General features: G+C 57.3%; 14 protein-coding genes. 7 read left to right on the top strand and 7 right to left on the bottom strand.

Annotated features, from left to right (window positions below; translation table 11 throughout):
- Window positions 1-379 precede the first annotated feature (379 nt).
- On the top strand, window positions 380-1165 hold the full coding sequence (locus ACA047_RS05770) for a helix-turn-helix domain-containing protein (protein WP_497357470.1): 786 nt from the start codon (window positions 380-382) through the stop codon (window positions 1163-1165).
- Between the two features lie 295 nt (window positions 1166-1460).
- Here the strand turns inward: ACA047_RS05770 and ACA047_RS05765 are convergent, their stop codons facing one another.
- On the bottom strand, window positions 1461-1892 hold the full coding sequence (locus tag ACA047_RS05765) for an SRPBCC family protein (RefSeq protein ID WP_497357468.1): 432 nt from the start codon (window positions 1890-1892) through the stop codon (window positions 1461-1463).
- 413 nt (window positions 1893-2305) lie between these two features.
- Here ACA047_RS05765 and ACA047_RS05760 point away from each other — a divergent pair, with 413 nt between their 5' ends.
- Entirely contained in the window at window positions 2306-3940 is a 1635-nt protein-coding gene (locus ACA047_RS05760) for a carbohydrate porin (RefSeq protein WP_497357466.1), read from the top strand.
- A 450-nt stretch (window positions 3941-4390) separates the two neighbouring features.
- Here ACA047_RS05760 and ACA047_RS05755 read toward each other — a convergent pair whose 3' ends face one another.
- The 5 genes from ACA047_RS05755 to ACA047_RS05735 form a co-directional block, all read right to left on the bottom strand.
- Window positions 4391-5143, bottom strand: a complete 753-nt coding sequence (locus tag ACA047_RS05755; RefSeq protein WP_497357464.1) for a maleate cis-trans isomerase family protein — start codon at window positions 5141-5143, stop codon at window positions 4391-4393.
- A 57-nt stretch (window positions 5144-5200) separates the two neighbouring features.
- Window positions 5201-6691, bottom strand: coding sequence for a bifunctional 3-(3-hydroxy-phenyl)propionate/3-hydroxycinnamic acid hydroxylase MhpA (gene mhpA, locus ACA047_RS05750; protein WP_497357462.1), 1491 nt, complete (start codon window positions 6689-6691; stop codon window positions 5201-5203).
- Between the two features lie 66 nt (window positions 6692-6757).
- Entirely contained in the window at window positions 6758-8182 is a 1425-nt protein-coding gene (locus ACA047_RS05745) for an MmgE/PrpD family protein (protein WP_497357460.1), read from the bottom strand.
- 23 nt (window positions 8183-8205) lie between these two features.
- A complete protein-coding gene (locus ACA047_RS05740; protein ID WP_497357458.1) occupies window positions 8206-8739 on the bottom strand; it encodes a carboxymuconolactone decarboxylase family protein in 534 nt (177 codons plus the stop codon).
- 134 nt (window positions 8740-8873) lie between these two features.
- The gene (locus ACA047_RS05735) at window positions 8874-9359 is read right to left on the bottom strand and encodes a flavin reductase (RefSeq protein ID WP_497357456.1); all 486 of its coding nucleotides are present in this window, start codon (window positions 9357-9359) and stop codon (window positions 8874-8876) included.
- On the opposite strand from ACA047_RS05735, the gene ACA047_RS05730 reads away from it, so the two are divergent.
- From ACA047_RS05730 to ACA047_RS05710, 5 genes are all read left to right on the top strand, one after another.
- Window positions 9348-9725, top strand: coding sequence for a hypothetical protein (locus ACA047_RS05730; protein WP_497357454.1), 378 nt, complete (start codon window positions 9348-9350; stop codon window positions 9723-9725). The genes ACA047_RS05735 and ACA047_RS05730 overlap by 12 nt on opposite strands.
- Before the next feature lie 145 nt (window positions 9726-9870).
- Window positions 9871-10782 (top strand): fumarylacetoacetate hydrolase family protein, encoded by a 912-nt coding sequence (locus tag ACA047_RS05725; RefSeq protein ID WP_497357452.1) that lies wholly within the window; start codon window positions 9871-9873, stop codon window positions 10780-10782.
- A 42-nt stretch (window positions 10783-10824) separates the two neighbouring features.
- Complete coding sequence (locus ACA047_RS05720; protein WP_497357450.1) at window positions 10825-11460, top strand: NADPH-dependent F420 reductase; 636 nt, start codon at window positions 10825-10827, stop codon at window positions 11458-11460.
- Between the two features lie 395 nt (window positions 11461-11855).
- Window positions 11856-13184 carry an MFS transporter gene (locus ACA047_RS05715; RefSeq protein ID WP_497357448.1) on the top strand — a complete coding sequence of 443 codons (1329 nt, stop codon included), beginning with the start codon at window positions 11856-11858 and terminating at the stop codon, window positions 13182-13184.
- Window positions 13185-13361: 177 nt separating this feature from the next.
- On the top strand, window positions 13362-14138 hold the full coding sequence (locus tag ACA047_RS05710) for a helix-turn-helix domain-containing protein (RefSeq protein WP_497357446.1): 777 nt from the start codon (window positions 13362-13364) through the stop codon (window positions 14136-14138).
- A gap of 376 nt (window positions 14139-14514) precedes the next feature.
- Here ACA047_RS05710 and ACA047_RS05705 read toward each other — a convergent pair whose 3' ends face one another.
- A complete protein-coding gene (locus ACA047_RS05705; RefSeq protein ID WP_497357444.1) occupies window positions 14515-14748 on the bottom strand; it encodes a hypothetical protein in 234 nt (77 codons plus the stop codon).

Here is a 14748-nt window from a genome sequence, read left to right as displayed (position 1 = left end):
CTGACGCCAGGATTGGACAGAGCAAGGGTGGACATAACGGTCGCAGCCGCGCTGAACCGACACCGAGCGACACGCATTCAAAATGCGCAGGAACTGGCATGTTTGGGTGAATGCAAAGGTGAAGAGGTTCTCATCTTCGACGAAGGGGGCGAAGGCTATGGCAAGGGCACCGACGTTGCCTCGTTGAATCAAGTCGTCAGGACCGCTGGGCGGCGCCTCGATTTACCACCGCTCGTTTCTTGTATAACCTTGATCATAGGTGGTGGATCCCGCTGACGGGTTGTTGCTCTCGACGAGCAACGTTCACAGCTAAACCTGCACTGCCTTCAAATGCCTGCTCATCCCGCACACAAAAATCGACAATAACGGGAAAACGCTCATGACTTATAAAACGATCTGCTCGTTGGAACGAGGGCTCAAAGTGCTTGAGTACCTCAATACAGTTCGCGCCTCAACCGTGCACGATATCGCTACAGAGCTCAAACTCCCACGGCCTACCGTGTATCGCATCCTGGAGACGCTGGAGGACCGCGGTCTGCTCTACCGCAGTGTCTCGGACAGCGTATTTCGCTTGACCGACGCCGTGCGTCACTTGAGCGAAGGATTCGCCGATGAAGAATGGATTCGGACCCTCGGGGCGCCGCTGCTGCAACGTTTGGGCGAGAAGGTGCTGTGGCCAACCGACCTTGCGACCTTTGAAAACGATGCGATGATCATTCGAGAAAGCACCCATAGCTTCAGCCCCTTCTCAGTCGATGTGGGCATGATCGGCCGCAAGCGCCATCTGCTGAAGAGTCCTCTTGGGCGAGCGTATCTCGCGTTTTGTCCCGACGAAGAACGCAAGGACATTCTGGCCTCGCTACAGCGCTCACAGGATCCGGACAACGCCTTGAGTCGTGACGACGCATTCCTGGAGAAAATGATCAGCAGTTCGCGCGCCAATGGCTACAGCAACTGTCGGGAGCTGGAGCACCCCAAGTGCGCAAGCATTGCAGTACCCGTCATGTACAACCAGCACGTAATTGCCTGCATCAACATTGTTTGGGTTGCCACGACCCTGGATTACGACGAGGTGGTTACCCGTTACCTGCCAGAGCTCGTGCAGACCAAACTCGATATGGAAGCAGGCCTGATCAAGATGGATTTTGAGCGCTTGCGGGCTTAACCGCGAGTTCAGCTGGGGCGCCTGCCACTCGAGCTCAGGCGCCCCGGAGAATATCGGACGCTGCCGGGCTTGAGTCACACCGCCATGGCGTACTCAGGGGTTTGTGAATATTGGCGAGGGGGGATGTTGCTGATAAATTCCAGCAGCCGCCTGTTGCTGAACCAGTCGACCCATGGCAATGGCATATACCGCCTTGCTCCCATCGGGGGACTGCCACTGTCCCCCGACATGAACATCGATCCGCCCGCGAATAAATAGATTCTCGCGGGGACGGACCGTCACTCGGTGCGAACGCTTAGCGACCGAAGTGCGCCTCCAGACCTGCCAATGCACCATCAATATCCGAGCCGATGCCCTTTGGAGCCATCTCCACCATGGCCTCAGGAACATCAGCCTCAATGGTGTAGGTCACTTCGGACCCCGAGCCGTCAGCGGCCACCACAAAAGTTGCATCGAGGCTCTTGATGACCGGAGCGCCGGGTGGTGTTTCCTGACCGGGCACGAGCTCGTAGGTCAGCGTCATGGCTCCATCATTGAGGTGCTTGATGCGATCAAGCATGGTGTTGCCACGCTTGAAGAACACTTTGCGATCGCCATTGGGAAGCATCTCAACTGAATTGATGTGCGGCTGCCAGGAGGCGAAGCCGGCAAAGTCCTTCACGAATTCCCAAACATCCGACGCACCCGCGTTCAATTTGACGCTCTTGCTCACTGTGACAATCGTCATCGCTCTACTTCCTCTCTCGGTGGATAGTCTGCGACAGGCAGCCGCATACGATACTTGGCAATCGCGATCGCATTATTGAGTCAGCGCGACTGCCGGCAAACTTCTAGAACGTCTGGATAAAGACGTGCCTCAGTCTAACGCCTGCCCCATACGGGTGATCGTATCTCTCGGCTTATGTCCGCAGGGTGTATCAGCCGGCAATCGTTTCATCGCGCCCAGGCGTCTCGTTCATAAACGATCTACCGGCAACCGACACCCAAGTGCCCCTCCCCCGCGCCCAGTGCAGCTCAACCCGTGTTCCAACAACCGCGCCCATACACCCTGCGGACAGAAGCCAGCAGATACGGCCGCTCCTTTGGCTCGCTCGTTAGACTGCGACGCGTTGACTCAACAATAAATACAATGGAGGAAACATGAAACACGTTATCGGTCTTGCGCGTCATGCAAAAACAGTTGTCGTCGCACTGGGATTCTCGTCGCTTACCGCGATGGCTACCGGCGCGGACCTGCAGACTCCCACTGCATGGACTGACACAACAAGTAGCACACAGGGTGGGAGCGCTTCAAACGCCGCCAATAGCTCGCCCGACCCCAATGGTCTCGATCCTACCAGCGCTCCAATCACTGCAGATAGTCTCGATCCCGCCAGCGCTCTAATCGCCGCCAATAGCTCAATCGATCCCGCCAAAAAGCCCATCAAAGGCGTGTTCCTGCAAGCCCAGACTGAAACCGGGCAGAACCCACCGGGTGTCGCGAGCGTCAGCGTACGACCTCCGTCCGACATGACCCCTCCCAGCAGGAAGGGGCCGCTTAGCGAGATAGGCAATGCACTTGAAGAACAAGGGGTCACTCTCGGCCTGTTTTTTACCAATGGCTATTTCACCAACCCTTCGGCGGGTATCAAGCCGGGCAGTTCAATGGACTCCCCCGCACTGTTCATGTCGGTCAACGCCGACCTTGCCAAGCTTATCGGGGTTCCCAATACACAACTGCACATCACGGAGGCGTGGGAGCCACTTTCTCAAAATAACGGAGACTACTCATATAAAGTCGGCTCTTCCCTTGCACCGTTTCCCGCGACAACCACGAGTTCAAATCTCGTCAAGCTGACACTGTCGCACGACCTCTTTGATAAACAGCTTCACGTTGAATATGGTCGCATGAACCTGGGTGATGATTTCATGGTCGCAACAATGTGTGCCGGATGCATCACATCAACCCCGCTCATAACCGTGGGCGTGCCCCCCTTCGATAAATCACTTTGGGGGGCACGGTTCGCATACAAACTGTCTCCCCATACCCGCCTGGGGCTCGGCGTGACCGAAGATAACTACGGCCTTTTCAGCCAGTCATCCGGGTGGGATTGGACCTCGAACACCAGGAAAGGCTGGATATGGCTGGGGAATGTGTCGTACACAAGTGACTTCTCCGACAGCCGATATCCACTGAATGCTGAAGCCGGTGTGTACCACAACACGACCCCGTACACGGATGACCTTTACAATGAGGACGGATCGACTCAGTCGCAAAATCCTTTTGGCACGGCGGTTAAACATGACAGCGGCACGTCGGGCTTTTATGGCCAGGCAAGAAAGGTCATCTGGAGCAAATCAGACGCGCAAGGCATCGTTCCCCCTAACGTTGCCGTCTACGGGGGCGCATTTGTCACCCCAGGCTCCGGTCAGTCATTTCCCCTCGAACTGTATGCGGGCACCGAATATGGCGGTTTTGTCAAAGGCAACCCGGCGGCACTGGTCGGCTCAACTGTGCGCTACCTCCAGCTGAGCAAGGGACGCGCTTTAAACGAGCAACAGACCAGCGAGGCAAACGGCTGGGGTGACGACAGCGTTCACCGAGACACCTTCACGTTCGACGTGCACGGTCAGTATGGACTCGCCCCCGGAGTGTTGGCCAATGCCTCGGCCCAGTACTTTCTGAATCCAAACAGGCAAGGTCCAAACGCTTTGGTAGGACCTACTCAAAGCGGCTGGTTGTTCGCCCTGACTTTCGCCATCGATATTGGCCGCATCAGTGGTCTGTCGAGATGAAAAACGTCGACACTCTCGCTACGCCAGGTCCTTTCTGAAAAACCGCGTAAGCCCAGTCCCCCACGCACATCGTCGTTGGTCGGTTGGAGGAAACGCTCTAGACGCGCAAGGCGTTTAGTTGTGAGTTCTGACGTCTAGTTTGCATGGATTGCTCGCTCTGTATATCGGCAGTTGCATTAGCCAGCCAGGCCCTGAGTGCGCGCGTTAATGCCGCTCGTGAACGACAACACGGGCGGCAGCGACGTGATTAATGACCAGGTATAGATCCCCGCCTTCGAAGTCACGGCAACGTCTTGGATGATCGGGGCGGAAAGAAGAGTTCTGTTGGCACATGGAGGTGACCATTGGATTCCAGGTCACATCCGAGTGCGGCAGATACTTGAAGAGGTAGAACGCGAAGCTGGTTGATTGCCGCAGCGGGCCGAATTGACCCGCGCGGGCTTCAGGCTGTCATGCCATCTCGAATAGCTTACCGAACCCACGGACAGGTTCGTTTCGCCCCAGAAGGCGCAAGCAGTGCCACAACATGGCCTGGTTGCTCGTTACGACCGGACGGCCCAACTCAGACTCCAAGGTTTCGATAATCGAAGAGACGTTGATTGCGGTGCAGCTGAGAAAGTAAATGTCGGCCGAATCGTCTCGACGGCTTCGTGCGAGATCAAGCCACTGGGCGGGCGACACCGCGGCCATGCTTGTCCCTTCAAGCAAGCCTAATCCGACCTGACTCACCACCTCGTAACCGTGATGTTCGAGGAAGTCGACTTCGCGAAGATTCACCTCCTCGATGTAGGGGGTGATCAGTACCATGCGCTTTGCCCCCAGCACCTTGAAGGCAGCCAGCAGCGCATCCGACGTCGCCGTCGCCGCAAGCCCGCTGACGGTAGAAATCCGCGATGAAATTTTTTCCCCCATGCTTGGATCAAATGTCGAGACAGCCGTGCAATTGAACACGATCAGGTCCACAGCGGCGTCGGTAAGCAGGCCGGTCGCTTCCTCGATTTTCTCCGTCATCCCCATCAGCGCAGCCGGTGTCGAACCAGCAAGTTTCAGCCTGGTCGTCAACACGGTTACGCCAGTCGGCAGCATTCGTTGAATCTCGGGTTCTGCCATTGAATTGCTCGATGGGAGCAACATGCCAATTTTTTGCGGCCGGCTGGCCGACACAGGCGCTAGGGTTTTTTCGGGGGCGGCGTTGGTGCTCATTTTTGTCTGCTCCTGGGATGAGGTTCCGCATCTGGCGATGCAATATGTTCAAACAAGCTACTGGGCCGTGTCGGCTCGGTTTGCCGGGAGATAGGCTGAGGCGTCATCCAGCTCCTCGGTGCTATTGGCGACCGACAGGATGTATCGATCGGGACGGATGATCACCGCTCTGGCGTTCAGTTCGTCCAGGCACGTCTTCGCCTCGTCTGGCAGACATACGACGCCATTGATATGCCAAAGCGCCTTCGTGGCCGACGAGACAGAATCGAGCAAGTCACGATCTCCAATGACAGCGAAATTCGAACCGACGAATTCGTCGAGAGGCTCGCCGGACTCGAGTATTGGCTGCGCGAAAATCGAGCCGGCAGGAAGGTCCGCGGCCCGATGAAGACCTGCCCCGAGCCGAGGCGCGATAGAGCTCATTTGCCGTGAGCCTTGGCCCAACTTGAAATCTCTTTGCCGGGCTTGCTCGGGGTCGATCGTCTGGATGATTTCCCCGACTTCAATGGCGTTCACGATCGTGGCGCGAACGTGTGCAGAGCGCTCCTCTTCATAGGTGTCGAGAAGATCCGACGACGCGCGACCCTTGATGACCCAGTCCAGCTTCCAGGCCAGGTTGGATGCGTCCCGAACACCTGAGCACAGTCCCTGCCCGAGGAACGGAGGCATCTGGTGAGCAGCATCCCCCGCGAGCAATACCCGCGATTGGCGCCACGGGTGCGCAATGACCGCATGGAAGACATAGGGCACGGCGCGTTCGATTTCCGCGTCCTCGGGGGTTAGCCACGGAGACAACAGCTCCCAAACACCTTCGGGTGTCGTGAGCGTTGTGACGTCATCGCCAGGCATGACCATAAACTCCCAGCGTCGCCGCTGGCCAACGCACCGCATGTAGGTCGTGGGACGACTGGGGTCGCAAAATTGAACGGTTCCATCGGTGAGCCCCTCGACCTCCCGTTTCATGATCAGGTCGACGACCAGCCACTTTTCGTGGCTGCCCAGATCTTCCATCGGTACGTCGAGCATGCTCCGAACCGACGACCTGCCGCCGTCGCAGCCGATCAAATACTGCGCATTGATGACTTCTGGCGTTGTTTTGCCTCGGGCCACGAATCGAGCCTGGATCCCGTCATCTGCCTGCTGCACGGACAAGAGCTCGCATCCGGTCATGACTCTCGTATCCGGAAATCGGTCGAGCCCGTTTCGCAGGACGGCTTCCAATGCGGGCTGATGAAACCGATAGCTCGGATGCCAGTTGTGCGGGCCGACGTTGCCCGGTCTTGGCCAACTCAGAATCACCTCACGATCCAGGTTGACAAAGGTCATGCCGGGATTCACATGGGTGAACGGCAGGATCTGTTCAGCCAATCCGATCGACTGGAAGACTCGCATGACCTCACCGTCGAAGTGCGTTGCCCGCGGCAGTGGAAAAGTCTCGTGGGCGGCTTCTATTACCGTGACGGAGAGTCCAAAGGTCGAGAGCAGATTGGCAAGCGTGGCTCCCGTAGGCCCGAGTCCGACAATAACGACGTCTGAATAGTTGCTCATGATAGTGCTCATGGTGATGTTGTGTTTGAACCAGATGTCTTCGCGTCCCTGTGATGCGAGGCCCAGCTAGCGGCGAAGGTGAGTCAATTCCAACAAGTCCCGTTCCGACTGGCGTCGGTCGATGCTCGCGAGACGTTTCCACAAGCTGGCGCGAGCGTGCGGATGATGCGCGAGGTCCAGGCAGAGGTTCTCGATCTCCAGGGCCGCGCCCTGCTCAAGCAGGTCTCTCGTTAGCCGGCGAAATTTTTGTCTGGCATCGTCGATTTGAAAGGGCAGCTCTGGATCGCCCCAGGCTTGAATGATCGTCCTGGAAGCAATCATCTGGTCACCCACGAACAGATCAACGGCCGCCGGGTAGGATTGCGGCGTGACACCTCGCAGCTGCTCGTCAGCGACCGCTTCGACCTTGCCTGCAAGTTGCATCATCTCGACACTGCGAAGCGGCTTCGCACGCTCGATGTCGAGTAGGTCATCAGGACTGACGCCCATCAGCGCGAGGTTGTATCCGCAACTTGTAATACGCGACAGCCTGCTGATCTCCACGTCGTAATGCGCCACCATTTTCGCGTGCGACGCAGGCAATCGAACGCGGACTTTGGTCAGCGACTCGTGTGCAATACCTTGATCCAGCAGTTGCCTGAAGCCAAACATGGCCGAGATGTTGTGCTTCGCCGCGCAGTAAGGCTTGATGCTCGTTCTCTGGAGCGCAGGACTGTCCTGCAAAATGCTCGCGATGCGATTGTGCGAAAGGGCGATCCCCTGCATCGCAGACGCCCGATTATTCTCAAGTAAGGCCCGGTCGCCCGTGAAACCCGCGGCGGCGCTCATCGCAGCGGCGCAACCGGTTCTAGCCGCCATTCCAAAAAGTAGCCATCTGGCAGAGGTCCCTTGAGCCGATGCCACTCCGGCACTCGCATTGCCGCCTGGCCGACCATTGGACGAGGTCAGTGCAATCGACAGCGCGTGAGCCGTGCGCTCCGCGTCCAGGTTCAGGAGCTTGGCGGTGACTGCCGCCGCCGTGACCGGGGCAAGCAGGAGGCTCGGCCAAACGCCCTGGTGCAAAATTTCTGGTCCTGAGACCGCTTCCCCCAGGCAGGTCATCACGTCATAGCCGACGTGAAGGGCCTCTGCGAAACGATCCTGGCCGCGCAATCCGGGCGGTGCGTGAGCGGCCAGGGCCAACGCTGTCATGACGACCACGGCGCCCGGCGTAGTGCACGATGCCATGTGGATATCGTCGACCTCGGTCGATCTCGTTGTGGCAGTGAGCAGCCCTATCGTGTCCAGAAGCGACGAATCGAACGGTGCATGGATCGCGGCCGTGCCGCCTCGCAGTCCGTAGAGGAGCTGTCCCTCACGGGTCGCACGCCCGGCAATCCAGGCGCCAACCGTATCGAGCACGTGGATCGAAAGCGCTTGAGCCGCCGACTCCACTACGTCGCTGGAAGGGCCAGCGGTAATCCGTTGAGCAATCGTGTCAATAAGGGTCATCGAAAACGTTCCTCGACTGACCGTCACTTATGGGCAATCGCAAGGGCAACGAGGAACCGGGACACCATGTTGTAGGCGGCAATAGTCGCCACCAACTCAACGACTTCCTGCGCATTGAATTGCACGTTCATACGTTCCATCAATTCGTCCGGCACGGTCACTTCTCGCGTCATCTTGTCCGTTAGTTCGATGACGAGCAGCTGGCTCCCGGTAAACAGCCTCGCGTCGAGTGCCCTTGCAGTTCGAAGGGCTTCGATGGCTTGCTCAGAGAGGCCGGCGTTGAGTGCGTGAGGCACATGCGCCTCGAACTCATAGTCGGCATGATTAAGCACAGCGACTCTCAGGATGGCGAGTTCCCGCAGGTCGCCTGGAATCGAGCTCCGATTCCGAACGGCTGAAAGCATTTGCTCCCAGCCGCTGGCGATGGGGGGGCTATTGAGAAGAACCTGGTAGAGAAGGGAAATTTTGCCGCCGCGTTCCTTTTTGATCCTCGCCTCAAGATCAGCGATCTCGGGCCTTGTCCCTGGCGTGACAACGGGAACTCGAATCTTATTCATGATGAACCTATGGTTTGATTGTCGACTGAGCACTCGCCCACACGAGTTCGACCCTATGGGCCCGCAATTGCGCAGGGTCAGGGGCGGACACCCAGGACAGGTGTCCGTGTTCGCGGGTCAACTTCCTCCTCTCGCTACTGCGCCGCGACGGGGTGGTACTTGCGCCCGTAATAAGCCAAGCCCGGATGGGCTTCCGGCTCTATCCGTACCGAGACAATGGCGCAGAGGAAAATACTGTGCGTGCCTGCCTCGATGGTTTGGACGATACGGGTATCGAAATTAACCAGCGCGTTTTCCAACGCGGGCGCGCCAGTTTCCAGCACGCTCCACCGGTCAACCTGAAATCGCTCCTGAACCGTTGCTGCGCCCGCAAAAGTCCTGGATATCGTTTCCTGGCCTGCCGTGAGCAGGTTGACGCACAGCACTGCGTTGGTACTGAACACGTGATGCTGGCGACTGTTACGATTCATGCAGACCAGCAACATGGGAGGATCGTCCGTCACACTGCATACCGCGGACGCCGTGAAGCCGCCCGGGCCGGCAGGACCATCTGTGGTAATGACGGTTACCGCTCCGATGAGCCGAGACATGGCTTCACGAAAGTTGAGTTGATCGATCATCTTGTCTCTCTGTTATTAGGGTTTCAGCAATGGATGTCTCTTGCGCACAAAGCATGCGTGCAAAGCATCGACCAAGCCCGCTCGGGCAAAATAAGACTAGTGCGCGGCAAGGCCGCCGAACAAGCGCGCTACTTGTTCTGTCCGGTGTGTGTATCAGGGCATGCCGGGGAGTCTCAGGTACTCAGTTGCTGGCGGGATTCCACAACGCGTCGGCGTGCGCATTACGCCGAAATCGGCATGACGTTCACCGCCATCGACCGGCTTTTAAGTCACTCGACAATCTTCGCCAGCACCGTAGGTAACGCCTTATCGAGTGCTGGCCGGCTTCTGGGCAGCACCTCCCCCTATTCAGCAAGCAACCCGTGAAGGCACTCCATTGGTTGCTGACCGGCCGTGCTGCCTGACGCCCTGGTACACAGACCGGACAGAACAAGTAGCGCGCTTGTTCGGCGGCCTTGCCGCGCACTAGTCTTCTTTCAGCCCGGGCGGGCTTGGTCGATGCTTTGCACCCATGCCTTATGCCCAAGAGACAGCTATTGCCGAAACCCCCATAGAGAAGAGAGAAGAGACAATGAAGCTCCTGAGTTTTGAAGTTGATGGTTCGCAGAGATTCGGTGCTTGGGTCGAAGGCGCAGTAGTCGATCTGACACAACGTCTCGGCGGCAAATTTCCTGATCTGCTGAGTGTGTTGCAAGCGGGCGCGCTGCCCAAGATCGCCGAAGCCCTAAAGGACGCGAAAGCCGACTTCACCCCTGAGCAAATCAAATTTCTGCCAGTGATCCCTACACCGCCAAAAATTATCTGCGTCGGGATCAACTACGAAGAGCACCGTTCAGAGACCCAGCGTGAGCCAACACTCAAGCCGCCGATCTTCGGTCGTTTCAGCAACTCACAGGTGGCTCACCTGGGAGTGATTCCGCTGCCACCCGAGATCGAGAAACTCGACTACGAGGGCGAAATCGCCGTCATCATCGGTAAGGCCGGACGACGCATCCCTGCCGATCAAGTCTGGAAGCATGTCGCCGGTTATGCGCCATACAACGATGCTTCGGTTCGCGAGTGGCAAGGCCATACTCACCAGTGGACGCCCGGCAAGAACTTCCTGAGCACCGGTGGGTTTGGGCCCTGGATGAGCACCGCTGACGAGTTCGGCGACGATCCCGAGCTTCATCTCTGCACACGATTGAATGGCGTGGAAGTTCAACGCGCAACCAGTCGGCAAATGATCTTTTCGATTGCCGAGCTCATTACGTATTGCTCTACGTTCACACAGCTCGAGCCAGGCGATGTGATCGTTACGGGCACACCTGGAGGCGTAGGTGCACGTCGCAAGCCACCACTTTTCATGAAGCATGGCGATGTGGTCGAAGTGGAAATCTCGGAAATCGGCGTGCTGCGCAACTTCATCGAAAGCGAAGCGTAACCCGTGCTCACCCCCACGTTAACAGTGAAGGATTAGAACATCATGATGATAGGAATTTTGGGCGCAGGAAAAATGGCGCAAATGTTAGTACCGAAACTGGTGTCGGGTGGTCATCGCGTCATCATCAGCAACTCCAAAGGTCCCGAGTCCCTGCAACCGCTGGTCGAGCAAATGGGTCCGGGCGTGAGTGCGGCGCAATCGAAGCAGATGCTCGCTGACGCCGACATCGTGATTCTCGCCACGCCATGGGAAAAAACGGCTGCTGCGATTGATGCCGCAGGTTCCTGGGCTGGGAAGGTTGTTATCGACGCCACCAACAATCGCCGCGGTCCACGTCCAGAGGATCTCATCGATATTGGCGGTCAAGGTTCCAGCGAGGTCGTCGCGCAGATGCTTCCAGGGGCGCATGTGGTGAAAACGTTCAACTACGAACCGATTCCCATTTTTGCCGCAGGCCTTCCGGCAGAGGGTGACAGTGGCTCGATCTTCTTTTCGGGAGATGATGCCCAAGCCAAGGCGAAGGTGGCTCAGCTGATCCGCGACATCGGTGGTGAGCCGATAGATGTGGGCTCGCTGGCTGAGGGTGGGAAATTGCACGGCATGGGCGGCCCGCTGTCGCTCAAGTTGAAATTGCTTGCACCCAGAGAAGCGAAGGCGCTGCTCAGCACCGCTCGCTAGGTTCGTAAATGACAAGCGGGCGTGATCGAGGCTCATCGTGACTGTCGGCGCGGCCTTCGTGGTCTTCCCACCAAGCGCCGCGATCACGAGGATCGCGCCCCGAGCCTTGAGGCGTTCGCGTTCCGGCGTACTCACGCCCTCGCGCTCGCCGCTGTCGACCTCATCTCGTTTGACCCACCCCGGCAATGTCCGGCTCGTGTTCATGGCTCCATTTTCTCAAGCGTTAGAGCTTGCCCCCACCTCGGGACGGTTCAACCCGGTCCATCGATGTACGCAGCGCGGACAATCTGATTGGGTTCGTGCGGCGGTTTTTTTTGCGTTGTAGTCTCACTCAATAACTCACTCAGTCATGGCTGAGTGATTGGACAGACCTCAGTTTTTACTGGCAGATCCTCATGACAACAATAAAAACAAAGACAAGTTCGCATTCTCGTTGGGTTGTACTGGGCGCGCTCGCGTTCATGATGTGCGTCAGCATGGCTCTACCCATCTACGGTGGCAGCGTGCTCGGCACATACATGACGGCTGAGTTGCACTGGGAACGCAGCACCCTAGGACTTCTTATAGCCGCCAACATGGCCGCCAACGGTCTGTGTGCCCCGTTGGTGGCTGGGTTGGTTACAAAAATTGGTGTGCGCTGGTGCCTGATCATCGGCTGTATTTTCATGGGAGCAGCATCGATTGTGCTCGCAACCTGGGTGACCACGCCGTGGCAAGCTGCACTGACATTTGGGGCGATTGGTGTCGCTGCAACGTTCGCCAGTGTGATCCCCTGCCAGACTGCAGTCGCAGCGTGGTTTGGTCACCGTCGCCCCTTTGCCTTGTCACTGCTCTATGCCGCCATGGGTATCGGCGGGTTTGTCTTCGTGTGGCTAGTGACTTGGGCAATCCAAGGTTCGGCAAGCGGCTATCGCATGGGATGCTGGGTGTTCTTCGGCTTCTCGGCGTTGGGTCTCTTGGTCGCCCTGCTCTTTGTGCGCGACAAGCCCGACGCCGAACAATTTGAAGCGTGGGAAAGCGCTGATAGCCAACGACACTCCGCACAGGAGCTTGCGCCTCCCATCGCGTCGAACGGAACTGATCTGCGGTTGCGCGACGTACTGTGGTCACCGGCATTGTGGGTGATCTATTTCAGCATGTTTGCTACTACCTGCGGGTCGGCCTTCGTCATTGCGCATGCCCAGGCTCATTTGCGCGATATCGGACATTCACCCATGGCCGCTGCCGCGACCATTTCGATCATTTCTGCGGCGATGGTGATAGGCAATTTTGGTATCGGATCGGTCGCCCAGCGTGTCGGCCCCCGACGCGCCTACTTCGGGGCCCTGGTGCTATTTGCTATCGGCCTTTTCACATTGATTTACGCAAATGGCGAAGTGGGCTTGTACGGCTACGCGATCTTGTACGGGCTGGGTTTTGGTGCAGCTCAAGTAGGTCCCATGGTGCTGTTGAGTGGCTATTGGGGTGTCCAGGTGTTTCCGATGCTGACCGCCCTCGGGCTGCTGATTCAAACGGCGGGTGCCGCGGTCAGCCCTATTGTCGCGGGCATCTATTTCGACAGCTCTGGTCGCTACCAACCGGTCATCCTCGTCATTGTCATCATGACTTCGATCGCGATGGTCTTGCTACGCGTGATCGGCCCGCCGAAGCTCAATGGCGCTCAAGGATGGATGCAACCCTCCACCCCGGAACGCATGAAGCATCCATCCCGGCCGAACGCCTGACGCACCCGCTCAGCCTAGTAACGGCGGGGGAATATCAATGCCCCCCGCCTGACACTTCACGTCATAAGCCATGAATTGAGCACAGCGTACGGCCCGTCGACCCGATTCGTCGCGAGCTTGCGAAGGCAAGGCTTGTGTGTATAGATTGATGTAGCTTGACTTGTTTGGAGGCGCGCAATGGCAACTCGACTGCGAACCCTTGATCGGGGCCTTAACGTTCTGGGTTATCTCAATAAAGTACGGACCGCCTCGGCGCAAAATATCGCCAAGGAGCTCAAGCTACCCTTGCCAACTGTGTATCGGATCCTCGAAACGCTTGCCCATGGTGGTTTTGTCGAGCGAGTGAATCCCGAAGAAAACATCTATCGACTGACAATAGCAGTGCGTCGTCTGAGCGGTGGAATGACCTGCGAATCCGTATTCGTCTCGGTGGCCACACCGGTGCTTTTTGGTCGCCGGCAACAACTGAAGTGGCCAAGCGCAGTCTCTACTTTTGAGGATGACGGCATCGTCGTGCGCGAAAGCACCGACCGCTTCAGTCCACAGTCGATTGGATTGGGGGCTGTCGGCAGGCGGATTCCGATGTTGTCTACACCGCTGGGATGGGCCTATCTGGCGGCTTCGCGCGACGAGCAGCGACGTGAGATTTTGGCGCACTTGCGCAAGTCCCAGGCGCCGGAAGATAGTGTGGCTCAGGACTCACACCACATCATCCACACGATCCGATCGGTTCAGGTGAAGGGGTACTGTTCGTCCGATGAGGTCCCATACAAACGTTGCAACAGTATTGCGCTGGCGGTGCTGTGCCGGGGCCGGGTGTTCGGATGCATCAGCACAGTATGGCCGTCCTCGCTGATCTCCCAAGAGGCAGCCATCTCGCGCTGTCTACCCGTACTGCGCGAAGCCAAAGCAGAAATAGAACATAACCTCGAAACGGCAGAAATCGTTTGGTGATTGCGAGTTAAATCTACAGGCCATTGCGAGATTGCGAGCCGAATCGGCTCGCAATGGCTAACAGCCTCATGTTTTTTAACGGAAAAACATGAAAAACCAGACTTCCAGGAACGACTTGGGAGCGGCCTGGCTCATTCCCACTCTATTATCAACAACAAATAAAATATCATTAAAATCAATTAGTTATAAAAATATATAAACTCATAGACCTTGAGATATACCATCCCAATCATGACTGGTGCTTGCATGCCTCCCGGTCGATGCAGAAACGCCTGTCGATTGCCAAGGTTCATGGTCACCTCTCAACATGCGACGCTCACCGGCGATCAGTAGCTGGCTGGCCGTGCCGACGGCAATTCGATAGGGCCTCTCATCGCTATATGCGGTTGACATACTGATCAGGCGCGAAATAGAGAGCGGTGTATTTTTTTAACGCCAATCGCCATTTACTGCCATTGGTTTTGCCCTCCCCTTTTTTCGATTCCAGCACGCGGTAGGCGTGGCTGATATCGTGATCCAGATAGAGCATGTTGCCCTTCACCACGTCCCGAGCTTCACAGCGGGTCACATACACCGTCCGTCCGCCCCCGTCGGTCATTTCGATCAGCAC

The sequence above is a fragment of the Pseudomonas sp. LBUM1664 genome, from assembly GCF_059695895.1.
The sequence above is the reverse complement of the archived record's forward strand: the minus strand, read 5'-3'. Positions and strand labels throughout refer to the sequence as shown.